Origin of the sequence: Bacillus sp. SIMBA_154, from assembly GCF_046536015.1 — a bacterium.
Taxonomy (GTDB): domain Bacteria; phylum Bacillota; class Bacilli; order Bacillales; family Bacillaceae; genus Bacillus; species Bacillus pumilus_P.
Genome location: NZ_JAWJBV010000001.1, coordinates 202,030 through 226,115, shown reverse-complemented (window position 1 = coordinate 226,115; position 24,086 = coordinate 202,030). Strand labels below are relative to the sequence as shown.

At 41.5% G+C, this 24,086-nt stretch carries 33 protein-coding genes and 1 riboswitch; of the genes, 3 read left to right on the top strand and 30 right to left on the bottom strand.

Annotation, left to right across the window (positions count from 1 at the left end; translation table 11 throughout):
* Nucleotides 1–111: 111 nt before the first annotated feature.
* Together scpB and R0K30_RS01295 are read right to left on the bottom strand one after the other, a co-directional pair.
* Complete coding sequence (scpB, locus tag R0K30_RS01300) at nucleotides 112–705, bottom strand: SMC-Scp complex subunit ScpB (RefSeq protein WP_099726775.1); 594 nt, start codon at nucleotides 703–705, stop codon at nucleotides 112–114.
* Entirely contained in the window at nucleotides 695–1,453 is a 759-nt protein-coding gene (locus R0K30_RS01295) for a segregation/condensation protein A (RefSeq protein ID WP_410608664.1), read from the bottom strand. Before R0K30_RS01295 ends, scpB begins: the two co-directional genes overlap by 11 nt.
* A gap of 210 nt (nucleotides 1,454–1,663) precedes the next feature.
* On the opposite strand from R0K30_RS01295, the gene R0K30_RS01290 reads away from it, so the two are divergent.
* Both R0K30_RS01290 and R0K30_RS01285 read left to right on the top strand, forming a co-directional pair.
* Entirely contained in the window at nucleotides 1,664–1,756 is a 93-nt protein-coding gene (locus tag R0K30_RS01290; RefSeq protein ID WP_012010430.1) for a YjcZ family sporulation protein, read from the top strand.
* Between the two features lie 88 nt (nucleotides 1,757–1,844).
* Nucleotides 1,845–2,369 carry a DUF309 domain-containing protein gene (locus R0K30_RS01285; protein WP_099726773.1) on the top strand — a complete coding sequence of 175 codons (525 nt, stop codon included), beginning with the start codon at nucleotides 1,845–1,847 and terminating at the stop codon, nucleotides 2,367–2,369.
* A gap of 24 nt (nucleotides 2,370–2,393) precedes the next feature.
* On the opposite strand, the gene R0K30_RS01280 is transcribed toward R0K30_RS01285, so the two are convergent.
* From R0K30_RS01280 to R0K30_RS01250, 7 genes are all read right to left on the bottom strand, one after another.
* Nucleotides 2,394–2,747, bottom strand: a complete 354-nt coding sequence (locus R0K30_RS01280; protein WP_099726772.1) for a GNAT family N-acetyltransferase — start codon at nucleotides 2,745–2,747, stop codon at nucleotides 2,394–2,396.
* Between the two features lie 113 nt (nucleotides 2,748–2,860).
* Nucleotides 2,861–3,325, bottom strand: a complete 465-nt coding sequence (ribH, locus tag R0K30_RS01275; RefSeq protein WP_034318783.1) for a 6,7-dimethyl-8-ribityllumazine synthase — start codon at nucleotides 3,323–3,325, stop codon at nucleotides 2,861–2,863.
* Nucleotides 3,326–3,351: 26 nt separating this feature from the next.
* Complete coding sequence (ribB, locus tag R0K30_RS01270; RefSeq protein WP_099726771.1) at nucleotides 3,352–3,978, bottom strand: 3,4-dihydroxy-2-butanone-4-phosphate synthase; 627 nt, start codon at nucleotides 3,976–3,978, stop codon at nucleotides 3,352–3,354.
* Nucleotides 3,979–3,989: 11 nt separating this feature from the next.
* On the bottom strand, nucleotides 3,990–4,640 hold the full coding sequence (gene ribE / locus R0K30_RS01265; protein WP_230030345.1) for a riboflavin synthase: 651 nt from the start codon (nucleotides 4,638–4,640) through the stop codon (nucleotides 3,990–3,992).
* A 251-nt stretch (nucleotides 4,641–4,891) separates the two neighbouring features.
* Nucleotides 4,892–5,033, bottom strand: a riboswitch (FMN riboswitch).
* Nucleotides 5,034–5,148: 115 nt separating this feature from the next.
* On the bottom strand, nucleotides 5,149–5,493 hold the full coding sequence (locus tag R0K30_RS01260; RefSeq protein ID WP_008344451.1) for a hypothetical protein: 345 nt from the start codon (nucleotides 5,491–5,493) through the stop codon (nucleotides 5,149–5,151).
* Nucleotides 5,494–5,730: 237 nt separating this feature from the next.
* Nucleotides 5,731–5,967, bottom strand: a complete 237-nt coding sequence (locus R0K30_RS01255; protein ID WP_099726770.1) for a DUF2164 domain-containing protein — start codon at nucleotides 5,965–5,967, stop codon at nucleotides 5,731–5,733.
* Nucleotides 5,968–6,209: 242 nt separating this feature from the next.
* Nucleotides 6,210–6,647, bottom strand: a complete 438-nt coding sequence (locus R0K30_RS01250; protein WP_008359679.1) for a peptidylprolyl isomerase — start codon at nucleotides 6,645–6,647, stop codon at nucleotides 6,210–6,212.
* A 294-nt stretch (nucleotides 6,648–6,941) separates the two neighbouring features.
* On the opposite strand from R0K30_RS01250, the gene R0K30_RS01245 reads away from it, so the two are divergent.
* Nucleotides 6,942–7,826, top strand: a complete 885-nt coding sequence (locus R0K30_RS01245; RefSeq protein ID WP_099726769.1) for a DUF1002 domain-containing protein — start codon at nucleotides 6,942–6,944, stop codon at nucleotides 7,824–7,826.
* Nucleotides 7,827–7,865: 39 nt separating this feature from the next.
* Here R0K30_RS01245 and lysA read toward each other — a convergent pair whose 3' ends face one another.
* From lysA to R0K30_RS01140, 21 genes are all read right to left on the bottom strand, one after another.
* Nucleotides 7,866–9,191 (bottom strand): diaminopimelate decarboxylase, encoded by a 1,326-nt coding sequence (lysA, locus tag R0K30_RS01240; RefSeq protein WP_230030544.1) that lies wholly within the window; start codon nucleotides 9,189–9,191, stop codon nucleotides 7,866–7,868.
* A 115-nt stretch (nucleotides 9,192–9,306) separates the two neighbouring features.
* Nucleotides 9,307–10,779 carry a spore germination protein gene (locus tag R0K30_RS01235; RefSeq protein ID WP_268254708.1) on the bottom strand — a complete coding sequence of 491 codons (1,473 nt, stop codon included), beginning with the start codon at nucleotides 10,777–10,779 and terminating at the stop codon, nucleotides 9,307–9,309.
* Nucleotides 10,733–11,341 (bottom strand): stage V sporulation protein SpoVABEA, encoded by a 609-nt coding sequence (spoVAEA, locus tag R0K30_RS01230; protein ID WP_410608657.1) that lies wholly within the window; start codon nucleotides 11,339–11,341, stop codon nucleotides 10,733–10,735. Before spoVAEA ends, R0K30_RS01235 begins: the two co-directional genes overlap by 47 nt.
* A gap of 6 nt (nucleotides 11,342–11,347) precedes the next feature.
* A complete protein-coding gene (gene spoVAE, locus R0K30_RS01225) occupies nucleotides 11,348–11,698 on the bottom strand; it encodes a stage V sporulation protein AE (RefSeq protein ID WP_230030347.1) in 351 nt (116 codons plus the stop codon).
* Nucleotides 11,698–12,714 (bottom strand): stage V sporulation protein AD, encoded by a 1,017-nt coding sequence (gene spoVAD, locus R0K30_RS01220; protein ID WP_249705697.1) that lies wholly within the window; start codon nucleotides 12,712–12,714, stop codon nucleotides 11,698–11,700. Before spoVAD ends, spoVAE begins: the two co-directional genes overlap by 1 nt.
* A gap of 12 nt (nucleotides 12,715–12,726) precedes the next feature.
* Nucleotides 12,727–13,179 carry a stage V sporulation protein AC gene (gene spoVAC, locus R0K30_RS01215; protein ID WP_099726763.1) on the bottom strand — a complete coding sequence of 151 codons (453 nt, stop codon included), beginning with the start codon at nucleotides 13,177–13,179 and terminating at the stop codon, nucleotides 12,727–12,729.
* Between the two features lie 22 nt (nucleotides 13,180–13,201).
* A complete protein-coding gene (locus R0K30_RS01210) occupies nucleotides 13,202–13,618 on the bottom strand; it encodes a stage V sporulation protein AB (RefSeq protein WP_230030349.1) in 417 nt (138 codons plus the stop codon).
* Nucleotides 13,608–14,228 carry a stage V sporulation protein AA gene (locus R0K30_RS01205; RefSeq protein WP_099726761.1) on the bottom strand — a complete coding sequence of 207 codons (621 nt, stop codon included), beginning with the start codon at nucleotides 14,226–14,228 and terminating at the stop codon, nucleotides 13,608–13,610. Before R0K30_RS01205 ends, R0K30_RS01210 begins: the two co-directional genes overlap by 11 nt.
* Nucleotides 14,229–14,342: 114 nt before the next feature.
* The gene (gene sigF, locus R0K30_RS01200) at nucleotides 14,343–15,110 is read right to left on the bottom strand and encodes an RNA polymerase sporulation sigma factor SigF (RefSeq protein ID WP_230030350.1); all 768 of its coding nucleotides are present in this window, start codon (nucleotides 15,108–15,110) and stop codon (nucleotides 14,343–14,345) included.
* A 12-nt stretch (nucleotides 15,111–15,122) separates the two neighbouring features.
* Nucleotides 15,123–15,563: an anti-sigma F factor gene (gene spoIIAB, locus R0K30_RS01195; RefSeq protein ID WP_410608653.1), complete on the bottom strand. Its 441-nt coding sequence runs from the start codon at nucleotides 15,561–15,563 to the stop codon at nucleotides 15,123–15,125.
* A complete protein-coding gene (gene spoIIAA / locus R0K30_RS01190) occupies nucleotides 15,560–15,913 on the bottom strand; it encodes an anti-sigma F factor antagonist (protein ID WP_099726758.1) in 354 nt (117 codons plus the stop codon). Before spoIIAA ends, spoIIAB begins: the two co-directional genes overlap by 4 nt.
* A 161-nt stretch (nucleotides 15,914–16,074) precedes the next feature.
* Complete coding sequence (locus R0K30_RS01185) at nucleotides 16,075–17,229, bottom strand: D-alanyl-D-alanine carboxypeptidase family protein (RefSeq protein WP_370461106.1); 1,155 nt, start codon at nucleotides 17,227–17,229, stop codon at nucleotides 16,075–16,077.
* Nucleotides 17,230–17,388: 159 nt separating this feature from the next.
* Nucleotides 17,389–18,201 carry a purine-nucleoside phosphorylase gene (locus R0K30_RS01180; RefSeq protein ID WP_410608650.1) on the bottom strand — a complete coding sequence of 271 codons (813 nt, stop codon included), beginning with the start codon at nucleotides 18,199–18,201 and terminating at the stop codon, nucleotides 17,389–17,391.
* An 11-nt stretch (nucleotides 18,202–18,212) separates the two neighbouring features.
* On the bottom strand, nucleotides 18,213–19,397 hold the full coding sequence (deoB, locus tag R0K30_RS01175; RefSeq protein ID WP_099726755.1) for a phosphopentomutase: 1,185 nt from the start codon (nucleotides 19,395–19,397) through the stop codon (nucleotides 18,213–18,215).
* Between the two features lie 153 nt (nucleotides 19,398–19,550).
* Nucleotides 19,551–20,441 carry a site-specific tyrosine recombinase XerD gene (gene xerD / locus R0K30_RS01170; RefSeq protein ID WP_230030353.1) on the bottom strand — a complete coding sequence of 297 codons (891 nt, stop codon included), beginning with the start codon at nucleotides 20,439–20,441 and terminating at the stop codon, nucleotides 19,551–19,553.
* A gap of 6 nt (nucleotides 20,442–20,447) precedes the next feature.
* Nucleotides 20,448–20,675 carry a YqzK family protein gene (locus R0K30_RS01165; protein WP_003215798.1) on the bottom strand — a complete coding sequence of 76 codons (228 nt, stop codon included), beginning with the start codon at nucleotides 20,673–20,675 and terminating at the stop codon, nucleotides 20,448–20,450.
* A gap of 117 nt (nucleotides 20,676–20,792) precedes the next feature.
* Nucleotides 20,793–21,245: a ferric iron uptake transcriptional regulator gene (fur, locus tag R0K30_RS01160; protein ID WP_034319892.1), complete on the bottom strand. Its 453-nt coding sequence runs from the start codon at nucleotides 21,243–21,245 to the stop codon at nucleotides 20,793–20,795.
* Nucleotides 21,246–21,367: 122 nt separating this feature from the next.
* The gene (spoIIM, locus tag R0K30_RS01155) at nucleotides 21,368–22,012 is read right to left on the bottom strand and encodes a stage II sporulation protein M (protein ID WP_034319889.1); all 645 of its coding nucleotides are present in this window, start codon (nucleotides 22,010–22,012) and stop codon (nucleotides 21,368–21,370) included.
* A gap of 117 nt (nucleotides 22,013–22,129) precedes the next feature.
* Complete coding sequence (locus tag R0K30_RS01150; protein ID WP_099726753.1) at nucleotides 22,130–23,260, bottom strand: S8 family peptidase; 1,131 nt, start codon at nucleotides 23,258–23,260, stop codon at nucleotides 22,130–22,132.
* Nucleotides 23,261–23,371: 111 nt separating this feature from the next.
* Nucleotides 23,372–23,593, bottom strand: a complete 222-nt coding sequence (locus R0K30_RS01145) for a hypothetical protein (protein WP_230030354.1) — start codon at nucleotides 23,591–23,593, stop codon at nucleotides 23,372–23,374.
* A 68-nt stretch (nucleotides 23,594–23,661) separates the two neighbouring features.
* Nucleotides 23,662–24,030, bottom strand: coding sequence for a GNAT family N-acetyltransferase (locus R0K30_RS01140; protein WP_410608646.1), 369 nt, complete (start codon nucleotides 24,028–24,030; stop codon nucleotides 23,662–23,664).
* Nucleotides 24,031–24,086 lie beyond the last annotated feature (56 nt).

Genomic DNA, 24,086 nt, shown 5'->3' with positions numbered 1-24,086 from the left:
TGTTTCGTGTTTACCTTCCCCTCATGGCTTTGTCACCATTTTATCTTTCATTAAAAGATTTTAGACCTAAAATCTTTTTATATTTTATCATACATTTTTCCTTATTTTGAACTATTTTATCTCTTCAAATGTTTGATTGAAGTTTTCAAAAAATAGATCCGCCTCTTCTTGCACACCATCTGCTTCAACATTCTCTGGAAGCGGTGGTAATTCATCTAGGGCTTTTAAGCCAAATTGCTCTAAAAAGGTAGGCGTTGTGCCATAAAGAATCGCTCGTCCTGGGCCATCGGCACGTCCAACTTCACAGAGCAGCGCTTTGGCTACTAGGCTATGAAGCACCCGCTCTGATTTGACTCCCCTGATCTCCTCTACCTCACTACGCGTGATCGGCTGTTTATAAGAGACAATGGCAAGCACCTCCAGCGCTGCCTGTGACAAACCTTTGGAAGGTGTCTCTACTAATTTTTTTAAATAAATGCTGTATTCTTTTTTAGTCAGCAGCATATATGAATCTGCATATTCGATGAGCTCAATCCCACGTTCTTGTTTTTGATATTCTTCCTTTACGGCAGACATCATATCGAGTAATGCCGCCTCATCTACTTCAAGAACAGACATGAGCTGTTTTCTTGTTAAGCCTTCGTCACCTGCTGCATACAGCAGCGCTTCTAAGATGGCTTTCCAATTCACGATATCAAGCGTCATGAATCGTTTCACTCCCTATTATATAAATGTCTTCAAAGTTCCCTTCCTGCTCTAACATGATGTGATGACTTTTCATCAATTCGAGAACAGCAAGAAACGTCACGACAAGGTGTTCCTTTTGATCATGTTGAAATAAAGTCATGAAATTGGTCCGTTTTTTTGTTTTTCTTAAATGGTTCATAATCTCATTCATTTTGTCTTCAATCGGAATTTCTTGTCTTGTGATTTTTGATGGAGCTGGTTTCGTTATTTTTTTTCGGTTTAATACCTTTTGAAACGCACCTAACATATCATACACCGTTACATGTAAGTTTGTGTCCTTTGCTTCCGCTTCTTTTGCAAATTTACTTAAATCACTCGGTGGTTTTGTAAAGGCATTTTGCCTTTCTTCTTCGCGCTCCTTTAGTTCTTGCGCTGCATTTTTATACTTTCGGTATTCAATCAATTTGCCAATCAGCTCTTCTCGAGGATCCTCTTCCTCTTCGAGCAGGTCTTCATCAAATAGCTCTTCCTCTTGTTTCGGAAGAAGCATTCTGCTTTTAATACTTAGGAGGGTTGCAGCCATCACCAAATATTCACTCGCAACGTCGAGCTCAAGCTCCCTCATCGTGTGGACATATAATAAATACTGCTCCGTAATTTTAGCGACGGGAATATCATAAATATCAATTTCCAAACGGTTGATTAAATGTAAAAGCAAGTCCAATGGACCCTCAAACGAATCTATTTTCACCTGATATTCCAGCATTCTTTTCTCACCATTTCTACTGTCTTCTAAGTACCGTTTCACCGGCTAACCTTTAGTATAAGACAGGATAAAGCTCTCGTCCAATATAATTTCGACCATGATGCCCTAGGCAAAACAAGAAAAACAGTGGAATCGCCCATACCAATGAGGGCACTTATACATAGAATACCATTGTAATCAGAACTGATGAAAAAAGGAGGCCGTATCATTATGGGAGATGGCTATAACTTCGGCGGAGGATTCGCGCTTATTGTCGTGCTTTTCATCTTGCTGATCATCGTTGGCGCGGCTTGGGTTTATTAAAGAAACAGAGCGTCCTTTCACTAAGGGACGTTCTTTCTTCTTTTCTTTTCGGTGTGTTAGACTGATAGTGGAAAAGGAGATGACCGCTGTGTATCCTGAAGCGTACGTGGCTTTTTTACACGAATTTCATACGACAAGAGATTATTTTGAGTGTCATGAAATTCTTGAAGAATATTGGAAGGAAGATCCCCCGGAGCAGCGCAAAGAATATTGGGTTGGCCTGATTCAGCTTGCTGTTGCTTTGTATCATCAAAGACGGGGAAATGAAAAAGGAGCGAAACGGCTTATTTCAAACAGCCTTCACTTGTTAGAAGCAAATCGGCCAGTTTTATCGAACCTAGGTCTTGATGATGAGGCGTTTATTTTGCTTCTTAGGACACTGAAAAAGAAAATGGATGAAGACAGGCCCTACGAGAGTGTGATGCTTCCAATCAAAGATCAAGCACTTCTTTCTTTATGCAGAGAAATGGCTCAAAAAGAAGGATTGACCTTTGGACAGGAAAGTAACTTATCCCACACGTTTCTAATCGAAAAACATAGACTGCGTGACCGGACAGATGTATTGCTTGAACGGGAAAAGCAGATCAAACGTAAAAAAAGCAGAGGACTGTAGCCTCTGCTTTTACATGAGTGATATTTAATTTGTTTCACTGTGACACTTATGAAAGAAGCCTTGCGTTAATTCATTTGGAATGAGTGTTTTGGTTTTGAATACCTCTTCCACGGCTAAAATCATTTCCTTGCCGATTCCTTGATCACGATGGGATGGATTGACGCTAATATGCTCGATTTGCACTTGGTCGTCTGTTTTCAGCACACCAATGGCACCTACGATATCCTCGCCATCTTTCCAAAGGAACAGCTGCCGATCTTCATCCATTTCATATGACTTCATCGTCTGCTGAAGTTGTTTGACGTCTTTCTCACCCGGCATAAAGGACAGAAGTCCCATGGCAATTTTTTCAAAAGACCTCTTGTAACGAATTAACATATATACCCCTCAATATTAAAATTGTCCTATTTTCCAGCAAATGTCTTATGAATCATTTGCTCATCACACATTATAAACATTTTCATGCCGTTTTTAAACTCTTTTTCATTAAATTAACGAAACGTTCGATTTAGGTTGGCCATTTCAATGGCAGCTGCAGCCGATTCGCTGCCTTTATTTCCAGCTTTTGTACCGGCTCTTTCAATGGCTTGTTCAATGGATTCTGTTGTCAGTACACCAAAGATAATCGGTACCCCTGTTGAGATGGCACTTTGAGCAATTCCTTTGGCCGCTTCGTTACAAACATAATCATAGTGAGTTGTTGCGCCTCGTATCACTGTTCCAAGTGTAATGACCGCATCGTATTTTTTTGTTTCGGCTAGTTTTTTTGCCATATACGGTATTTCAAAAGCGCCCGGTACCCACACAACATCGATATCGTCACCGTTTGCTCCGTGTCTAAGCAATGTATCTTCTGCTCCATCTAGCAGCTTACTTGTAATAAAATCATTAAATCTTGCCACTACGATTGCAAATTTTAGTCCTTCTGCTACTACATGCCCTTGTATTGTATTCATATGTTCATCATCCTTTTTTGTGATTTTTATTTTGTTTCCATCGTTTTTGTTTGATTATTGTTTAAATGTGTCTGCAATGCTTCTATTGTAAGCACCTTTAAATCATGTTCTTTTTGAATCTCCTTCAGTTCAGGGACGCGCGCCATTGATCCATCTACATTCATAATTTCACATATGACACCCGCTGGCTCTGAACCCGCAAGCTTAGCAAGATCAACGGCCGCCTCTGTATGACCCGGTCTTTCTAGTACGCCGCCCTCTTTTGCAATGAGCGGAAATACATGACCTGGGCGGGCAAAATCTTCTGGTTTTGCGTCTTTATTTAACATGGCCAAAATGGTTGTTGAACGCTCAAAGGCACTAATACCAGTCGTCGTTGACGTATGGTCGATGCTCACTGTAAACGCTGTATGGTGTGCATCCGTATTTCGCTCTACCATTGGATGCAGGTCCAGGTGTTTGGCAATCGACGCATGGACCGGCGTGCAAATGAGACCTCTTCCATGTAAAGCCATGAAGTTAATGACTTCCGGCGTTGCATGCTCAGCAAGTGCCACAAAGTCTCCTTCATTTTCTCTGTCTTCATCATCTACTACGATAATGATTTCTCCTTGTTTCAGGGCATTTACTGCCTCCTCAACTGAATGATACATACAATCGCCTCCTAGAATCCGTGCTCTTTTAAAAATGATGGGGTCAATCGGGATGGCTGCTTTCCGTTTTGCTCCTTTGTTAAAAAGCGATAAATATATTTACCGATCATGTCACACTCTATATTCACTATATCCCCCATAGATTTAGTCGGGAAAATAGTTCCTTCAAGCGTATGAGGAATAATAGAGACTGTGACGTGTGCATCACGCAAATCGAAAATGGTCAAGCTGACACCATCTATCGCAATTGATCCCTTTTTGGTGAGCATGTCTGTGAGGGTCTTGTCCATCTCTAAATCATAGTAAATGGCATTACTCTTCTTTTCTATTCGGGTAATGATCGCCGTCCCATCGACGTGGCCTGATACAAAATGGCCGCCAAATCGTCCATTCGAGGGCATCGCTCGCTCTAAATTGACTGGACTGCCTGACGTAAGGTGATCCAGTGATGTGGCTTTCACCGTCTCAGGCATCACATCTGCCGTGAACTGTTCTTTTGTAAAGCTTGTGACTGTGAGACATACGCCATTGATCGCGATACTATCTCCAAGATGAACATCTTCTAGCACACGGCTGCACTTTATGACAATTTCCATGGCATCTGCTGACTTTTTGCTTAATGACTGGACTGAGCCAACTTCTTCAATAATTCCCGTAAACATGTGATCCTCCCTTTCTCTTTCATTTGTATTTCTCACTTTATCAAAAAGCGATGTTAGGGACATGTGATCGATTGAACACCTTCGTCGCTTTTTATGGTCCATACAAGGTAAATGAGGGATCACCTAATAAGCACTGCATGCCGTCTATACTCATGTACATACAGAAAGCCCCGGAAAAAATTCCGGGGCTTTGGTTTTTTTGCATTAGAAATAAAACTATGATCAACAAATATTTTTCGTTCATAGCTTTCTTTATCCTTCTCCCATCCAGACTTTCACTGTCGGCTTCAGCTTTTCACTGAATCAACCGTTAATAAATTAACGGGTCACGGGCTGTAAAGCATTTGCTTTATTACCGTCGGTCGGGATTTTCACCCTGCCCCGAAGGATACAATCGATATTCAGCTGTCCTTAGGGGCTATTATAGCGATCCTTTTTGACAAATGCAACAATCAAGATTTCCCTACTTATTTTATAAAAAAAGCCTCCTTATAGGAAAGGAGACATGTTAATTAACGACTTTTACTACTTTTATAAGACCATCTATTCTTTTTTCATTACTAAAGTAGGCTTTGATACGATCACCTTTCTTCAAATCAGCGACATCATCTTCAAATTTCTTTCCATTAAAAATGATTTTCGTGCCGTTTTTCGCTTGACCGTAATATTCATCTCCATCAATTTTCGTAATGGTATATTCATAGATTGTGTAATCTTTATCATTATTCGTTAAGCTTTCGCCAATGGCTGTTGGCACATCTTCAATTTTCATGCCATTCATGTATAAATAACCTGCGCCTAAACAAAGCAGTAAAACAAATAAGATCGCAATTTTTAATTTAATTTTCCCCATATTTAGAACCTCCATCATCTGCACTTCGCCTTTTTGTATGTTTTATTCCTTATCATGATGAAATAAAACCAAAAGAGCAATTTTTCATTAATGGTTACTTATATAACGATTGAGACGGACCTTTGGTTTCCACCTATTAATCATTACATATGATACGAATATGCGTTCTTTATTAAGGGGGTATCTTTCCTTTTTATCATTAGTAAAACACACACCAAAAGAATGTAGGCTTTTTGATTAGACTCTTTTTTCGAGTGCGAATAGGTCTTCCTCTAACAATTGTGATCGCTGAACAGCGATGTTGCGACTGTCACGAACCCCTTGATTATAATAGTAGCTTCCAAGATTTTTTGTGATAAATTCTAGTATATTGATGGCAGCTAATTCACCAATCTCTTCTTCTCGTTCTTCGGCAAAGTAACGCTGAATGTCAATCATCATTTGATTTTTTTCTTCTTTTGTTAATGGTTTCAAAGTATCTCCTGCTTTCTTTCAGCATGACCACACGCTTTCATGATTTGCAGATGTCACTCGTGTTTCATCTGTATGGTTGACAATCATAAGTGCGAATGTTTGTTCTGTTATCGTATCACAAAAACAGGTTCTGTGCATGGTTGTTCAAAAAGAAAAAGCGCATTTTGAAAAAAATTGATCAAAATACGCTTTTAAAATGAAGATATAAATCAAAAAACACCGCGATTAAGCGGTGTTTTGGATTAAGCATCTACAACTTCGACTTTTTCCATACCTTGGCCTTGCTCCATATCAAGAACAGCCTCGATACCAGATGTTACCTTACCAAAAACAGTGTGCACGCCATTTAAATGCGGCTGCGGATCATGTACGATAAAAAATTGGCTGCCGCCCGTGTCTTTACCAGCATGCGCCATTGATAATGAACCTCTTTCGTGTTGATGAGGGTTTCCTTCTGTTTCACATTTAATTGTGTAACCAGGGCCTCCAGTTCCATTACCGTTTGGGTCGCCGCCTTGGCTGACGAAGCCAGGGATCACGCGGTGGAATTTCAATCCATCGTAGAAGCCCTCATTTGCTAGTTTTTCAAAGTTTGCTACTGTACCTGGAGCAGCCTCTGGGTAAAGTTCAAACTCAATTTTCTTTCCATTCGTTAATTGTATGTATCCTTTTTTCGCCATTTTTCACATTCTCCTTTCAGGTTAAACAACGCTCATTATAGCACATTTTCAGTGATGTTAAACATCCCCTGCTTTTTGAATGTTATTTACCTCCCATCTCATCATTGTTAAAATAGAAGAGCCTGATCCTTTTCTCCTAAGTACATGAAGTTAGACTGATCAAAACAACTTCAAAAGAAAATTGAAACGTCAGGCTGATTTGTTACGTCTATATGTTGGAGTACGCTTCACACGTGTACTCAAAAGATGAGTTTCTCTAGAAAGAGGAACGCTCTCGACTTGAAGGAGGTCAACATGTTTAAAAAAACGATGCTTGGTATGATGGCAGCGCTCCTTTTACTGATTGGTGCGCCAAAAGTCAGCTTAGCGGATGCAGCTGTAGGCGATGTCATCGTCACACTCGGGCAAGACTTAACACCGGCTGATCGCCAGAAGGTGCTTGACGAGTTGAATCCACCTGAAAATGCGACAAAAATTGAAGTAACCAATAAAGAAGAGCACGAATATTTAGGAAAGTACATCCCTCGTTCTCAAATTGGGACTAGAGCATTATCATCTTCATCCATCACCATAGAAAAATCAGGTACTGGTCTGACTGTGGATACACATAACATTAAGACGATTACAGATGAGATGTATTTAAATGCTTTAATGACAGCAGGTGTCAAGGATGCGAAGGTGGTCGTGACTGCCCCGTTTGAAGTATCTGGTACAGCAGCGCTGACGGGTTTATTAAAAGCCTATGAAGTGTCAAGCGACAAAGCCATTCCAGAAGATGTGAAGCAGGTCGCAAACGAAGAGCTGGTGACAACATCTAAATTGGGTGACTCCATCGGAAAAGACAATGCTTCTGCTCTTATTGCAAAAATCAAAGATGACATTGCGAAAAACGGTGTCCCTAAAACAACAAAAGAAGTGGAAGAAAAAGTGGATCAAGCCGCTTCCGATTTGAACTTAAATCTGACGCAAGAGCAAAAGGATCAGCTAGTCTCCCTCTTTGATAAAATGAAAAACATCAATATCGATTGGAACCAAGTAGGGTCTCAAATCGATAAAGCAAAAGACAAGATTACGAAATTCATAGAATCAGATGAAGGTAAAAACCTTCTACAAAAGATTTGGGATTTCTTTGTCTCCATTTGGAACGCGATTGTGTCTGTATTCACTGGCGGAAAATAAATTTCATAAAAAACGCTGCCTGATCATCAGGCAGCGTTTTTAAGTAGATGACTTCACTTTTGATTGATAGGGTAAATCCAGTTTGACAATGTCCTCATATGTTTCACGCTCAACTACAAGCTGCGCTTCCCCATCTTCTACAAACACAACAGCCGGGCGCGGGATACGGTTATAGTTGTTTGACATACTGTAGCCATATGCTCCTGTACAAAAGACAGCTAATAAATCTCCTTGTGATAACTCTGGCAGGTCGATATCCCAAATGAGCATATCTCCGCTTTCACAGCATTTCCCTGCAATTGAAACCGTTCGATCATGCGTTTGGCTCATTTTGTTGGCACTCGCTGCTTCATATTTCGCTTGATATAAAGCTGGGCGAATGTTGTCACTCATTCCGCCGTCTATGGCTACATAATCACGAATTCCAGGTACATGTTTTGATGAGCCGATCGTATAAAGAGTCGTCCCTGCATCTCCAACAAGAGAGCGGCCAGGCTCAATCCAAATTTCCGGCATAACGAACTCATAGCGGGCTACGTTCGCTTTGACAGCTTGGATAATTTTTTCAACGTATTCTGTCGGAGGAAGTGGTTCATCCTCAGCTGTATATCGGATCCCAAAGCCTCCGCCTAAGTTTAACACTGTGGAGATAAAGCCAAAGGATTCTCTCCATTCATCCAGCTTCATAAAGATTTTATCTGCTGCAAGGACAAAACCAGCCGTATCAAAGATTTGTGAACCGATATGGCAATGGACACCTAAAAGCTCGATCACTTCTGACCCAATCACTTGTTTCACCGCTTCGTCTGCTTGTCCATTATGAAGATCAAAGCCAAACTTTGAATCCTCTTGGCCTGTCGTAATGTAATCATGAGTATGCGCTTCGACACCTGGCGTGATACGGAGCAGCACTTTCACCTTTTTTGACAGCTCTTGACCAAGCTGTTCAATGAGTTTCATTTCATAGAAATTATCAACTACAATACAGCCGATCCCATACTCTAATGCCATCTTTAATTCTTCTCTGCTTTTGTTGTTGCCATGGAAATGAATTTTATCTACTGGAAATCCGGCGCAAATGGCTGTATGCAGCTCTCCGCCAGATACGACATCAAGAGATAATCCTTCTTCTTTGGCAAGCTGAAACATGGCAATAGAGGAAAATGCTTTACTCGCATATGCTACCTGCGCCGTTAATTCTTCTTCTATAAACGCTTTTTGAAAGCTTTTTGCGCGCTCCCGTATTAAAGCCACATCATATACATAAAGTGGTGTCCCATACGTTTCAGCTAAAGAAACGGCATCAACACCACCAATTTCTAAATGACCGAGTTCATTTTGTCTGCAAGTGCCGTGTAAATACAATGTCATTCCCTCTTTCTCCGCCTCGGCTGAAAAAAGACAGCTACGTGAGCTGCCTTTTGCCGTTTCTCAAAGTTAAAAATACAATATCACAATCTTCAGCCACTTTCAATGAGCGCTAAGAATTTGGCGGAATTTTTGATCTGTTTTGAGGGTGTACGATGCTTGGCCTTACTTTTGAGCCCGGAACAGACGTCCGAATCAGCACTTGCCACAAAGCCTTTCCATTAAAAGGAATGAACGGCCACATATAAGGCGTCTGCAATGAACGAATGGATGTTAAATAAATGAGTAACAAGGTAAAACCAATGATGAGTCCATTCAGCTTAAAGATCGCCACTAGTGCTAATATGATGAGTCGCACGATCTTATTGGCGACACTCAGTTCATAGCTCGGTGTTGTAAATGTGCCGATGGCTGCTAGTGAGACGTATAAAATGACCTCCGGTGTAAATAAACCGACATCGATGGCAATTTGTCCAATTAAAACGGCCGCAATCAGCCCCATGGCGGTCGACAGTGCAGTGGGCGTATGAATTGCTGCCATTCTTAAGAACTCCACCCCAAAATCAGCAAGAAATACTTGGAGAATAACAGGGATATGTGAAGGCTTGTTAAACCCAATATAGCTTAAATTGTCGGGCAGGAGATTTGGTTCTAGGATAAACAGAAACCAAATTGGCAATAAAAAGGTAGAACATAATATGCCTAAAAAGCGTACCCATCTTAGAAACGTGCCTACTGCCGGTGCCTGGCGGTATTCTTCTGCATGCTGAACGTGATGAAAAATTGTGGTTGGAGTAATGATGACACTAGGCGATGTATCGGTAATGATGATGACATGCCCTTCTAATATATGGTTAGCAGCTACATCTGGGCGCTCGGTGTATCTTACAAGCGGAAAGGGATTATACCCTTGTTTAATAATAAATTCTTCAATCGTTTTATCAGACATCGTCAGCCCATCGACTTTGATACCTGACACTTCTTTTTCAATGATATCCACAAGATCTGGATCCGCAATATCTTCAATGTAGCAAACACATACATCTGCTTTTGAACGTTCGCCTACTTTGAGCATTTTGTATCGCAGCTTTTCATCTCGCACTCTTCTACGAATGAGCGCTGTATTCACAATAATGTTTTCGACAAACCCGTCTCTTGCTCCTCTGACAACCTTTTCTGTATCCGGCTCCTCTGGCATTCTTCCAGGATAGCTCCTGACATCAATGATAAATGCGTAGTTTTCACCTTCTACAACGACTGCCACAAGTCCCGACAGCACTTGATCTACTGCTTCATCCAGCGTTTCAACTTTTGAGACCTGCTGATTGACAAGGCGGTTCTCGACCACACGAGCGAGGTCATCTGATTCAGGTTCGCTGTCATTGATTTCAATCAGTTCTTTTAATAAATAGATGACATACTGCGTATCACACAATCCGTTTACATAGTAAAGTTGGATTTCCTGATCATGTATATAGATTTTCCGAACGCCAAGGTCGAAGCTGAGACCCATCCCGACATTATCCTTGAAGTAATCTTCATTTTTCTTTGGGTCTCGGTACACGTTTACCTTGTCTTTCTTCATGGAAACCACTCCTTTCTAATATTAACTCAACTGCTTTCATCGTGATTGGAGATCCTTTGCTCAGATCATCTTTCCGTCCCATTTTGCCAATATCCCCAATCCCGACAACAAACGGAAGATGGAGTGAGTCGAGACAATACACCGTATCCCCGCTCATTTTATGTGGCTCCATTTCTGGAAGTCCGTGTTTGTCGACACCGTATTCTGTTAGTTCACCTTCCCGGTCAATGGAGACATGCACCTTGGTCCATTCGGCTTGATGCGTCTTAGATGCAACTGCAATGGCTCCAATCACTTCAATTTCAGGGTGACACGCCACATGCTTCATCGCCGTCTCCCCTGTTCCTTCACCCGTCAAACCAGAATCATCAAACATGACAAACACTGGATCATACGGCGTCTTTAAAATCATCTGGACAAGTTCAGGTCCTGTCCGTTTGCTCGGATTCCCTTTTGAGCTAGAAATACTTCGTCCGCCGACTTTTTTGGCGACAAGCTCAATCGTTTTGGCAGCATATATATCTCCGTCTGTCACTAAAATGACTTTACGTCTTTGCCCCATATGAGGTTATCCTTTCGGTTTAAAGATAAGTGCGATAATAAATGAGAATAAAATCGCAGCTGATATTCCAGCAGAGGTTAATTCAAAAATACCGATCCCGATTCCGATGAATCCATGTACATCTGCCTGGTGCATTGCCCCATGAAGCAAACTATGACCAAAGCTAACGATAGGTACGGTTGCACCTGCACCTGCAAATTCAATAAATTTATCATAAATTCCGAACCCGTCTAATATGGTTCCTGCCACAACAAAGATGGTCATGACATGTGCAGGCGTGAGTTTGAGTACGTCCAATAAAAGCTGGCCGATGACACAAATAAGTCCGCCTGCAACAAAAGCGATCAGATATTCCATTAGCTTTCTCCTCCCGCACGCTCAAATACGACACCATGCGCAATGGTGGGAATGGTCTCTTTTTGCTGGACCATCGTCGGGCTGAGAAGTGCCCCGGTTGCGACAACAAATACTCTTTGCAAATTCCCTGCCTTCATTTCTTGAAAGATGTGACTAAATGTCACAACAGCTGAACACGCACAGCCGCTGCCTCCAGCGAACACATTTTGATCGGGTGTGTAGATGATTAATCCGCAATCATCGTGCTTTCGGCCGAGCTGAATGCCGTCTTCTTTGAGCAGATCCTTTAAGATCGGTGAGCCAATGCCAGATAGATCACCTGTTAAAATAAGATCGTAATCGTCAACCGTTCTCCCTAGATCTTCTAAGTGCTGCTTAATGGTATCTGCTGCTGCCGGTGCCATTGCCGATCCCATGTCAAATGGGTCTGTAATCCCAAGATCCATGACTCGTCCCACAGTTGCGCTTGTAATTTGAATTTGGGAGGGCTCTTGGCTGATAATAACGGCCCCGCTCCCAGTCACTGTACTTGTCGCTGTATCTGGTTTTTGCCCGCCGTATTCTGTCGGATTACGAAATTGGCGTTCTGCCGTCGCATTATGACTGCTTGTCGCAGCAATGGCTCTTTTTGCAAAACCACCATCTACTAATGCCGAAGCAATGGCGACCGATTCCATTGATGTGGAGCATGCTCCAAATAAGCAAAGAAACGGAATTTTAAGTTCTCTTGCCACATAGTTTGCTGTGACGTTCTGATTCAGTAAGTCTCCTGCCAGCAAAAGATCAACATCGCTTTTTTGCAAATTTGCTTTTGATAAAGCGGTTGATATCGCATCATCCATGAGCTGCCTTTCAGCCATTTCCCAGTTCTTTTGATCACAATGCATTTCGTCGTATGTTTTATCAATTAGATGACCGATTGGGCCGTCTTTTTCTTTCGGTCCTGCAGCTGTTCCTTCTGCATTGACATAAAGCTTATGCTCGAATACCCAAGATTGTTTACCTGTTAGTTTCACGTTTCATTCCTCCTACGAAAACACCTTTTCCAAGATGTATCGAATGATCCCTACGACATAAGCCGAGACGACACCAAAAACAATGACGTTCCCAGCAAGCTTAAACATGTTCGTGGCTACACCTAACACAAGCCCTTCACTTCTATGCTCAAGAGCAGCACTTGTCATGCTGTTTGCAAACCCTGTCACCGGGACAGCGGATCCCGCTCCAGCAAACTGGCCAATTTTATCGTAAATACCGATACCAGTTAAAATAGAAGAAATTAAAATGAGGGTCGCCACTGTTGGATTCCCCGCTGTCTTTTCATTAAAATCAAAAAAGTGAATATAGAAGTTTTGCAGCCCTTCGCCTATGGCGCAGATCAAGCCGCCAACAAGAAAAGCCTTGATGCAGTTGAGTACATAAGGAGGTTTGGGCTGATACGTTTTCACCTTAGATGGATAGTTCTCTTTTAAACTCGACACGTGTTGTTCCCTCCAAATTTTTTTAAATATAAATAAGCCAATGAAATAATGAACCAAATACCTTTCCTAAGACGATGGCCATGAGCAGCAAAACAATTTTCCCGTCCATTCCAATTCTTTTCGTTAATATAGGAAGGACATTTAATACCTCAGTCAATGCGGCTGCAAGCATACCGTAGAAGATGCCGGATAAAAGACCAATCGGCAGCGCCAGCCATTTGGATAAATGCAAATGCATTTGACTTAAGGTGGCCCATCCTCCAACGACCGCTCCACTGATGACAGCCGCCTCGTATCCTTGTATGAAGCGCTGCGTTTTGGTTAATTGCATTAATCGAGGGATGATGCCAAGCACTGTTAGAAATGCCACAAATCCTGCTCCGACCGTTAAACCGCCGCCAAGTCCAACGAGCACGACAAAAAGCCACTTACCGATCATGGATATCTTTCAATGTTTCTTTATTTTCTTTAAGTGCGACATAATGATCGAGATCGAGCTGGTATTTAAACATTTCCACTTCGAGCGGACTTGGTTCTTCATTTAAACGCTTTTTAAATACATGATTGAAAAATAAAATCATGCCCAAACCGAGTCCAAAGCTATATGGAATTTGTAATAAATAAGGATGCTCAACCGTTTTTCCTGTGATCATTTCATATAGGCGAATATGAACAAGCCGCATACTGACATCCTCGTGGAAATTCATGATGGCAAGAGCCGCTCCGACAAATAATAGGAGCCATACAAACACAAATAAAACGGGAGAAAGCTGGCGTTTGCCTGTATCAATTTCAACAATCGCCTCAGAGCCTCCGACGGTTTGAATGTCGATGTCTGGCCACGTTTTTTTGATCGTTTTGACCACATGCATGATATCTAAAACCACAATGTGACGATCCTTTTTGCTGACATGATACATCGGCATTTTGCTAAGCTTTTGCACAGTCAACTCATGACCAGTGATTTGGGCGATATCCTCTAAATAAATGAGCTGATCAATACCGGTCTTGATCCGATGGCGCAGCCGAATAAAGATTTGTCCGTCCATCCAAGTCACTTCCTATACGATGGGTTAAAAATAGTATGTGGTGAAAAATGGTTCTCATACTGACAGAACTTGATTTACCGGTAATTACCACACAAAAAAAGCCAGCCGAATTGGCTAGCTGTCTTTTTGATCCATTTGCATTTGAATTTGCTTTAAGATTTTCTTTTCAAGCCGTGAGACTTGTACTTGTGAAATACCCAGCCTCTCTGCTACCTCAGATTGTGTTTGGTCTTTATAATACCTTAAGTACACAATCAGTTTCTCCCGTTCTTCTAATTCCTTGATCGCTTCTTTTAGCGCGATTTTATCAAACCATCTTTCTTCTGAATGATCGGCAATTTGATCCAGCAATGTAATAGGGTCTCCGTCATTTTCATACACGGTTTCATGAATCGATGACGGTGAGCGGACCGCTTCTTGGGCGAGAACGACATCCTCTGGTGTGATGTCAAGATATTCAGCAATTTCCTGTACGGTCGGCATTCTTCCATGAGACTTAGACAATTCATCTTTTGCCCGCCGAATTTTATTTCCAAGTTCCTTTAATGACCGGCTGACTTTGACTGTTCCATCATCGCGGATGAAGCGCTGAATTTCACCAATGATCATGGGAACGGCATAGGTCGAAAACTTCACATCATAGGACAAATCAAATTTATCAACAGATTTTAGCAGTCCAATGCAGCCAATCTGAAATAGATCATCTGGTTCATATCCTCTATTTAAAAAGCGCTGAACAACGGACCAAACAAGACGCATGTTTTTTTCTACGAGGAGGTCTCTTGCTTGCTGATCTCCGTCTTGGCTTTTTTTGATGAGCTCTTTGACTTCATCATTTGACAGCTGTGCTTTTTTTGCTTGCTTTTTTACCTCCACATCCATACGAGCAGCTCCTTAATTACAAAGCGCTTTGCTTTTTGATAGATGCTTTGTTAAACGGATCGTCGTGCCCATTTCTGGTGATGAGTCCACCATGACATCATCCATAAAATTCTCCATGATGGTAAAGCCCATTCCAGAGCGTTCTAAGTCTGGTTTTGTTGTAAAAAGCGGCTGTCTTGCTTCTTGAAGATCTGTAATTCCCATGCCTTCGTCACGGATGGTGAGGTAAACGACATGGTCATCTAGTGTGACATGAATATGCACCTTGCCATCTCGATTCCCATCATAGCCGTGGATAATGGAGTTTGTCACGGCCTCTGATACAACGGTTTTGATTTCTGTTAATTCATCTAATGTTGGATCAAGCTGGGCGATGAACGCCGCGACTGTTACCCTTGCGAAAGATTCATTTTGACTCAATGCAGAGAAGGTCAGGTTCATTTCATTTGTCATGATGCCACCCCCAATGTTTGCAAAGCTGTTTGCTCTGAAGGCTCCATACGGATAATTTTAAATAAGCCAGACATATCAAATAAACGGTTCACCGCTGGCGAAATCGCGCAGACGACCATTTCACCGCCAAGCTGCTTGATTTCTTTATATCTCCCTAAAATCACCCCGAGTCCAGAGCTGTCCATAAACGATAAATCAGCCAAATTCAGCACGATGTGGCGAATGTCCTCTGTTTCCAAATAATTCGTCACCTTTTGTCTCAATGTTTCTGCGGAGTGATGATCGAGCTCTCCTGTCAACCGAATGCAAAGTACGCTCTCTTTTACTTGAAAATCAATACTAAGGCTCATCTTTTTCTTCCTCCTTGCTCTCATTTCGGATAAAGAATGTTTCTCTTTTAAACAAGGTAAATCCTTCACCATGACAAAACTAGTGATCATTCGTCATATTTAGATGTTCTTTTCTTCTAGCTCATAGCAAAAAGACTGCCAATCGCAGCAGTCTTTATCCTTTATTTCCATTTTATAAATTCGGCCATGGCCCGTTTGAAGAAAGTCCAAACCCCTGCTTTTTCCATTCCTTCTTTTGCTTCTACAGGGCTTTCATGCAGTACTTTACCGTCTTTTTTCAAGACAATGGTGCCAAGTTCCGTCCCTTTTGAAAATGGGGCTTTGACATCATGAGTCAATTTGATTTCTTTTTTAATCTGATCCACATTTTCGCCTTTTTTCGTTAAAAGGGAGATCGGTTCAGAAGTGACAAGCTGAATTTTCTTCTTTTTCCCTTTGCTCACTTTGATCTCTGCCACGTCTTGTCCTCGTTTGTAAAGTGGATGGGTTGTATATTGACTAAATGCATAGTCTAACATTTTGACCACTTGGGCGTTTCTGTCCTTCGGTGTACTTGCGCCAAATACGACAGCAATGACGCGCATGTTGCCTTTTTTAGCTGATGCGGTTAAACAGTATTTTGCCTCGCCTGTAAAACCTGTTTTCAATCCATCGACGCCTGGATAAAATTTAATTAGTCGGTTCGTGTTCACAAGCCAGAATTTTTTATCCGTGTTTTGACGAAGATAGTCTTCATAGACGCCTGTGAATTTGGTGATTTGTTCATATTTCAACAACTCTTTCGCCATTTTTGCCATATCATGAGCTGTGCTGTAATGATCTTTTTCAGGAAGTCCCGTTGGGTTTTGAAAGACTGTTGAGGTGAGCCCGAGTTCTTTTGCCTTTTTGTTCATCTGCTCAACGAACTGTTCTTCAGATCCAGCAATATGTTCTGCCATGGCAACAGATGCATCATTTCCTGAAGCAATTGCAATGCCTTTCAGCATTTCTTTCACAGTCATTTCTTCTCCTGGTTCAAGGAAAATTTGTGAGCCTCCCATGGATGCCGCATAGTCGCTCGTTCTGACCTTGTCTGTCATTTTCAGCTTTCCTTGGTCCATTGCTTCCATAATGAGAAGCATGGTCATGATTTTGGTCATACTTGCAGGTGCAAGCTTTTCATCGCTGTTTTTGTTGTAAAGCACCTTCCCCGTGTCACGTTCAATTAAGATGGCTGATTTGGCTTCATGCGCCAATTCTGATGTTTGTTTTTCTCCTGGTTTTTCTATCTTTTCTTTTGCTATCGCTGATGGTGAAACCATTGAGATAAGGATCATTAAAATAAACAATGCACATATATGACGTTTCAAGTGGCAGACCTCCATTATCGTAATCCTTTCTATTTTTTCCTCATACAGGCTGTTTTATTCAGAGATCGTTTGATTACATATAAAAAAAGTCTTCTGTTTAATGAACAGAAGACTTTTGGAAACATATTATGAGAGTTGCTCCACAACATCTTTTACTAAATCAAGGAAACTTGCTTTCACTTTTTCCGTCACTTCAATGACTTCATCATGAGAAAGCGGCTGATCTAAAATACCTGATGCGGCATTGGAGATACATGAAATACCAAGCACTTTCATTACTGCATGACGCGCAACAATCACTTCTGGGACAGTCGACATTCCCACTGCATCTGCTCCAAGCGTTCTAAGGAAACGAACTTCAGCTGGTGTTTCATATGAAGGACCTGTCATCCCGGCATATACTCCCTGCTGTACAGATATGCCTAAGTGTTGAGCCGTTTTTTCTGCAAGTGCCAGCAAATCTTTATCGTATGGTGCAGACATGTCAGGGAAACGAACGCCTTGACTGTCATTTGGTCCGATTAATGGATTGGTCCCCATCATATTGATATGATCCGTAATCAGCATCAGATCACCTGGATGAAAGGACGTATTCACGCCGCCGGCTGCATTTGTCACAATACATGTCTCAATGCCAATTTCTTTCATCACACGAACAGGAAACGTTACTTGCTTCATATCATATCCTTCATAGAAATGAAAACGTCCTTGCATTGCACATACGACGGTGCCTTTCAGCGTCCCGATGACGAGCTGTCCTGCATGTCCCTCTACTGTTGAAACAGGGAATCCAGGGATATCTTCATATTTCAATTTGATTGGATTTTCAATCTCATCTGCTAAAATGCCAAGCCCTGAACCTAAGATCAATCCAACTGTTGGTACGTATGCCGATGCTTGTTTAATGTATGCCGCCGCTTCTGAAAACTGTGCTCCCACGAGATTTCCCCCTATTTGAGTTTAGATAAAAAGCTTGTACCGTATTTTGGCATCGCTGACTTGAAATTATCTGCTACCGTTGCCCCAAGATCAGCAAAGGTTTTTGCTGTTGGCAGTTCATTTGCTTCCTGATGCTTTTTACTGTAAGCAATAAGTGGAACGTATTCTCTTGTATGGTCTGTTCCGTGATGAACTGGGTCATTTCCGTGATCTGCTGTGATCACAAGGAGATCATCCTCTTTTAACAGGTCAAACACTTCAGGAAGACGTGCGTCATATTCCTCTAGTGCTTTTCCGTAGCCCTCTGGGTCTCTTCTGTGCCCATAAAGAGCGTCAAAATCAACAAGGTTTAAAAAGCTGAGTCCTGTAAAGTCTGTTTTAAGTGTCTCGACGAGCTTGTCCATTCCATCCATATTTGATTTCGTTCTGAGAGAAGATGTAATTCCTTCACCGTCATAAATATCAGAGATTTTTCCAATGGCAATGACATCAAGCCCATCATCTTTCAGCTCATTCATAACGGTACGGTCAAATGGTTTTAAAGCATAGTCATGACGGTTTGGCGTTCTGACAAATGCCCCAGGCTCCCCGACAAACGGACGAGCAATAATGCGTCCTACCATATATTTTTCATCTAAAGTCAGTTCTCGTGCAATTTCACAAATGCGGTAGAGCTCTTCCAGTGGCACAACTTCTTCGTGCGCAGCAATTTGCAAAACAGAATCCGCAGATGTATAAACGATTAAATCACCTGTTTTCATGTGCTCTTCGCCAAGCTCATCCAGAATTTCTGTCCCAGATGCTGGTTTATTCCCAATGATGCCCCGTCCTGTTTTTTCTTTTAGTTCATTTAATAGTTCATCTGGGAATCCGTCTGGAAAGACTTTAAACGGTGTGTCTATGTAAAGACCCATTATTTCCCAGTGTCCTGTCATTGTGTCTTTTCCATTTGATGCTTCTTGCATTTTCCCATAATACGCAAGCGGTTTTTCGTCCGCTGGAATTCCTTTGATTTCTTTAATATGACTCAGCCCAAGCTTCGCCATATTCGGCATATGAAGCCCGTTCATTTTTTCAGCAATATGTCCAAGTGTATCTGCACCTACATCATTAAAATCAGCAGCATCTGGTGCTTCACCAATCCCTACTGAATCCATCACAATGAGGAAAATGCGTTTATACTGATAATCAGGCATTAAAAAGCGCCTCCTTCAATATTCTTGTCCTTTGACCTTTCAAATATAGAGAGGTCAGACATCTCAAGTATAAACCGTTTACAAGTCAATTGACAACTATAAACGGTACAAACAACAAAAAGCATGGTACACGTTCACCGTGCCATGCTTTACTTATGCCCTTGGATGGAATTTGTGATACACATCTTTCAGTCTTGTTTTCGTCACATGTGTATAAATTTGTGTTGTTGATATATCCGCATGCCCGAGCATCTCCTGTACGGCTCTTAGATCAGCACCGTTTTCAAGCAGATGTGTAGCAAATGAATGTCTGAGCGTATGAGGCGTCAATTCCTTTTGAATGCCTGCTTCGATGGCTCGTTTTTTTAAGTTCTTCCAGAAGCCTTGCCGCGACATCTTTTTCCCGTGATGATTGAGGAATAAGGCATCGGCTGGCTGTTTTTTTAGCAGCTTGCTTCTTCCTTTTTCTATATATTCTTCAATCGCACTTGCAGCGGCTTCGCCAATTGGCACAATTCGCTCTTTTCTTCCTTTTCCAAAGCAGCGGATAAAGCCCATTGTAAGATGAACATCTGCAAGGGTCAGATCCAGCATTTCACTCACGCGAATGCCTGTTGCATATAAAAGCTCCAGCATAGCTTTGTCCCGGTAGTCAAATGGTGTGTGCTGCTTTGGTGTATCGAGCAGCTTTTCGACCTCACCCAGTGATAGAACTTTCGGTAATTTCCGCTCTGTTTTTTGCGTTTCAATGTTCCATGACGGGTCATCTGTTGTCACTTTTTCCCGTAGCAGAAATTGGTGAAAGGAGCGAATCGATGATAGATGCCTTACGGACGTTTTGCTCGATTTCCCTTCCTCTTTTAGCTGCTTTAAATAATGAATGATATGAAGACGCGTGACGTCTTTGATATCGGCTAGCTGCTCGTGTGTCATTAAAAAAGACAAGTAGTTCTGTAAATCTCTTTTATAAGAGACAATGGTATTTTCAGAGAGTCCTCTCTCTACCGTCATAAAATGAATAAAGTCGGATAATTGATCGTTCAATGGTTTCTACTCCCCGTTTTGATAAAAATAAATCAATCGGTCTTGCCAGTTGTCTTGATTCGGCTGATCCATTTCCATCACTTTAATCGCTGCACCCTCTGGTTTATCATAACGATGGTAGCTTTCATATTCTGAATTTATCCATATCATAGCATAATAGAACAGGACGGTAAAACCAGTGAACAAGATAAATACTTTCATCACTTCACCTGTTGTTTTGAGCCATTTTCGCATGATCTTCATGTCCTTTCTCATCTTCTCATTACTTCAGCATATGCCAGGTGGGACAAGGAATATACAGCGAAAATGCAAAAAACCTCTTCATATGAAATGAAAAGGTTCCAATTCGGATTATTGGCCGGATTCATCATCATGACAGCGATGGCAAATACCATGGAATGTCAATCTATGATCCTTAATTTTAAATTTCCAGTCGCGTTCAATAATCTCTTCAACATCTTCTAATAAATCATCTTCTATCTCATCGACTGTCCCGCATTCCATGCAGACAAGATGGTGATGGAAGTGGGCGGCTCCTTCTTTGCGAAGATCATATCGCGAAACGCCGTCTCCAAAGTTAATTTTATCAACAACTTTCAGTTCAGTTAGCAATTCTAACGTCCGATAAACAGTAGCAAGACCAATTTCAGGAGACTTCTCTTTTACGAGGAGGTATACATCTTCTGCACTTAAATGGTCTTCTTCATTCTCAAGCAGTACTCTGACTGTTGCTTCACGCTGTGGCGTGAGCTTATAGCTGGAAGAATGAAGCTGTTTCTTAATTCGATCAATCCGATTTTCCATTGACTTTCCCTCCTACGCCACATTACTTGATCATTATATCAAATGATGTGCAGAGAGCCAACTATAATCATTTTAAAATGATAAATAAATTGATTATTATTTAATAACGATTATAAAAAATATTAAAACAGGACACCGGCTAGCTTTTTCATCAGCATGAATGATAAGTACGATTCAAAAAAGGATGAGAGTGCAGCAAGCGCTAATATCATCAGCAGAACAGATGCATACCGTCCAAACCACTGGACTGGCGCTTGACTGATCGTTTTTTTCATGAAAAGCTGTCCAATGAGACGGATGGAAAACGCAATCGCACATGTTCCGATGACTAAATATGCTGGAATGAGCAAAATATTTTGCGGAAGAACCGATACGAAAGAAAGAAAAAATCCACTGAGCCCCATTTGATTCACTAGAAAACCAACAGTAAAGCCAACGACAATCCCTTTTAAAAAGATCATGAGAAAGATGAGCGGCAGACCAATGATGGAAATTCCTAGTATCCACATGAGGCCTAAATATTTCATATGATGCAGGAAGCTTTGCAAAAACATTTCTTTTGATTCTGCTGCTTTCTCATTCGTCAGCTGACCAAAAAATTGATTTAAATAATAGAATAAATCCTCTTTCTGACTGATTGTCATGCTGTTGACGATAATAGCCCCAAAGATGACGCCCATTAAAAAGAGTACCGAGACAAACAAATAAATCGATAGATGATCTTTTACGTGCTGAAGAAGATGTTCCTTCCAAGACTTTTTCCGCATGCGTCTTCCTCCCAAATAGTAAAGGTTACTAGATTCTATGAGAGAGAATACGAAACATGACAGTTTTATCGAAAGAAAAAAGAGAAAGCAGTGTACAGGCTGCTTTCTCTTTTTCATTTATCGTGACGCTTTTTGTACGTTCACAAGCCCGGCACCATAATAAAAAGGATCTCCAAGCTTTGTTGCTGTTTTTGAAAGTCTTTCGCGCACTTCTTCGTTTGTCAGATTAGGATGTTTTGATAGAATCACAGCCGCAGCACCCGTAACATGAGGTGATGCCATTGACGTACCGCTTTTGTAGCCATATTCGTTATGAGGAATCGTGCTTAGCGTTGAAACGCCTGGTGCTGATACTTCCACCTCTTCGCCAACAGAGGAATCAAAGGCTCTTTGCTTCCTTTGGTCAACAGATGCGACAGCCATCACTGAGCTGTATTTGGCCGGGTAGTCAATCGTATTGAGTGAGCCATAACTCCCAGCATTCCCGGCAGAAGCCACAATGAGAATCCCTTTGTCATACGCTTTATCTACCGCTTCTTTCAGCGCCTCAGATTCACTTGCTCCCCCCATACTAATATTGATGACATCCATGTCATTTTCGATCGCCCACTCAATGCCTTTAATGATCCAGCTATAGTAGCCGTCACCATTTTGATCTGCCACCTTGATAGCATAGATAGAAGCTTTTGGCGCGACACCAATGACGCCCACTTTATTATCTAATGCTGCGATCGTGCCTGCCACATGGGTTCCGTGTTCATGCGGGTCAACGAGTGGATCGGACTCTGTTGGAACAAAGCTGACTCCGCCGGTTACGTGTAAATCTTCATGTTTGCCATCGATGCCGCTATCAAGAACAGCTACTTTGACATTCTGTCCGGCATATCCTCGTTTATGTACCTTTTGTGCTTTGATGCTTTTAATGCCATATGGGACGGTTTGACCGCTTGTTTTTGCTTTTTGGTCCTCCTCAATAAAGGTAACTTCTTTTGCTTGATTCAGTTTCTCTTTCGAGGTCTCATTCAACGAAACTTTCATCATATCTATTTGGTCTATGGATTCTTTCACATGTCCACCAGCTTCTTCTACAAGCTGTTTTTGTGCTTTGTCTTGAACGGAAGAAGAAAAGCCGATCATATACTCTTTTTTTGCTTGCTCCTTTGCAGTTATATCTGACGCACCGAACGTGGTTGATGCCAGCAGCATACTTGCCATACAAAGCCCTGCTCCAAATGACTTGACGTTCACGATACTCACTCTCCCTTTCATTGCTTTTTGTCATTTAACTACATTTTTAGACAAAAAGAAACGACCGTTTGTCCTATTTTTTAAAATTTTTCCATTTATTTGATCTACTTGTCACAAAAAAGCAAAATAAAAATGCTTATGATCCTCTTGATAGCGATCATAAGCATTCCTTCCTTTATGTTTCTTCATCATATGCTGCATGGCTTCTTGTTTTGTTTTAGTCTTTCTTTCATGTGTGCTAAAATGCGGCACGAATCCTCTTGACAGTTCTGGATTTCGGCTGTGCTGCCTTTGAATATGTTCTCGTTTTTTCTTTTCTTTGCTTTTTCCCATTTGGCAAAACCCCTTTCGTTGTCGTTATGATACACGAAAGCACATAAAAAAGATAGACGTATACACGCCTATCTTTCTGTTTTCACCATATCAAGATGCGGGATCCCATCTTCATCATAACAATCTGAGACGGCTTTGAAACCAAACGATTCGTAAAACGATTTCAGGTAGGCTTGCGCCTGAATTTTGACACTTGTTTCACCTAAATCACTAAGCTTTTCCAACGCCTTGCTAAGCAGCATTTTCCCATAGCCTTTTTTCCGGCCAGCCTCCGTCACAAGGACACGGCCAATGGATGCCTCATGGTACATGATCCCGCTTTGGAATATTCGGCAATAAGCTACAATGATGCCGTTCTCTTTTGCAATGATATGAAGTGCCTCTTGGTCTCGATGATCGATTTCAGGATAAGGGCACCTTTGTTCTACGACAAACACGTTGACTCATTCCATTAAAATAAGGTAAAGATCCTCTTTCGGCAGTTGTTCAAATG

Coding starts and splice junctions, on each gene's coding strand:
- spoVAE (WP_230030347.1), bottom strand. CDS start 11,698: ATGGAATATCTGATCGCTTTTGTTGCAGGCGGACTTATTTGTGTCATC.
- R0K30_RS01260 (WP_008344451.1), bottom strand. CDS start 5,493: ATGGGGAAAATTAAATTAAAAATTGCGATCTTATTTGTTTTACTGCTT.
- fur (WP_034319892.1), bottom strand. CDS start 21,245: ATGGAAAATCGGATTGATCGAATTAAGAAACAGCTTCATTCTTCCAGC.
- R0K30_RS01145 (WP_230030354.1), bottom strand. CDS start 23,593: ATGGGAAAAAGCAAAGAAAAGAAAAAACGAGAACATATTCAAAGGCAG.
- spoIIM (WP_034319889.1), bottom strand. CDS start 22,012: ATGCGGAAAAAGTCTTGGAAGGAACATCTTCTTCAGCACGTAAAAGAT.
- R0K30_RS01245 (WP_099726769.1), top strand. CDS start 6,942: ATGTTTAAAAAAACGATGCTTGGTATGATGGCAGCGCTCCTTTTACTG.
- ribB (WP_099726771.1), bottom strand. CDS start 3,978: ATGTATCATTCAGTTGAGGAGGCAGTAAATGCCCTGAAACAAGGAGAA.
- R0K30_RS01235 (WP_268254708.1), bottom strand. CDS start 10,779: ATGAAGAAAGACAAGGTAAACGTGTACCGAGACCCAAAGAAAAATGAA.
- scpB (WP_099726775.1), bottom strand. CDS start 705: ATGACGCTTGATATCGTGAATTGGAAAGCCATCTTAGAAGCGCTGCTG.
- spoIIAB (WP_410608653.1), bottom strand. CDS start 15,563: ATGACAAATGAAATGAACCTGACCTTCTCTGCATTGAGTCAAAATGAA.
- sigF (WP_230030350.1), bottom strand. CDS start 15,110: ATGGATGTGGAGGTAAAAAAGCAAGCAAAAAAAGCACAGCTGTCAAAT.
- deoB (WP_099726755.1), bottom strand. CDS start 19,397: ATGCCTGATTATCAGTATAAACGCATTTTCCTCATTGTGATGGATTCA.
- R0K30_RS01250 (WP_008359679.1), bottom strand. CDS start 6,647: ATGGCGAAAAAAGGATACATACAATTAACGAATGGAAAGAAAATTGAG.
- ribH (WP_034318783.1), bottom strand. CDS start 3,325: ATGAATACAATACAAGGGCATGTAGTAGCAGAAGGACTAAAATTTGCA.
- ribE (WP_230030345.1), bottom strand. CDS start 4,640: ATGTTTACGGGAATTATTGAAGAAGTTGGCTCAGTCCAGTCATTAAGC.
- R0K30_RS01210 (WP_230030349.1), bottom strand. CDS start 13,618: ATGATCGGTAAGTGGCTTTTTGTCGTGCTCGTTGGACTTGGCGGCGGT.
- spoIIAA (WP_099726758.1), bottom strand. CDS start 15,913: ATGAGCCTTAGTATTGATTTTCAAGTAAAAGAGAGCGTACTTTGCATT.
- R0K30_RS01165 (WP_003215798.1), bottom strand. CDS start 20,675: ATGCGAAAATGGCTCAAAACAACAGGTGAAGTGATGAAAGTATTTATC.
- R0K30_RS01185 (WP_370461106.1), bottom strand. CDS start 17,229: ATGATCCTTATCTCAATGGTTTCACCATCAGCGATAGCAAAAGAAAAG.
- R0K30_RS01280 (WP_099726772.1), bottom strand. CDS start 2,747: ATGTTAATTCGTTACAAGAGGTCTTTTGAAAAAATTGCCATGGGACTT.
- spoVAEA (WP_410608657.1), bottom strand. CDS start 11,341: ATGGGGCAAAGACGTAAAGTCATTTTAGTGACAGACGGAGATATATAT.
- R0K30_RS01205 (WP_099726761.1), bottom strand. CDS start 14,228: ATGGACGGACAAATCTTTATTCGGCTGCGCCATCGGATCAAGACCGGT.
- R0K30_RS01290 (WP_012010430.1), top strand. CDS start 1,664: ATGGGAGATGGCTATAACTTCGGCGGAGGATTCGCGCTTATTGTCGTG.
- R0K30_RS01295 (WP_410608664.1), bottom strand. CDS start 1,453: ATGCTGGAATATCAGGTGAAAATAGATTCGTTTGAGGGTCCATTGGAC.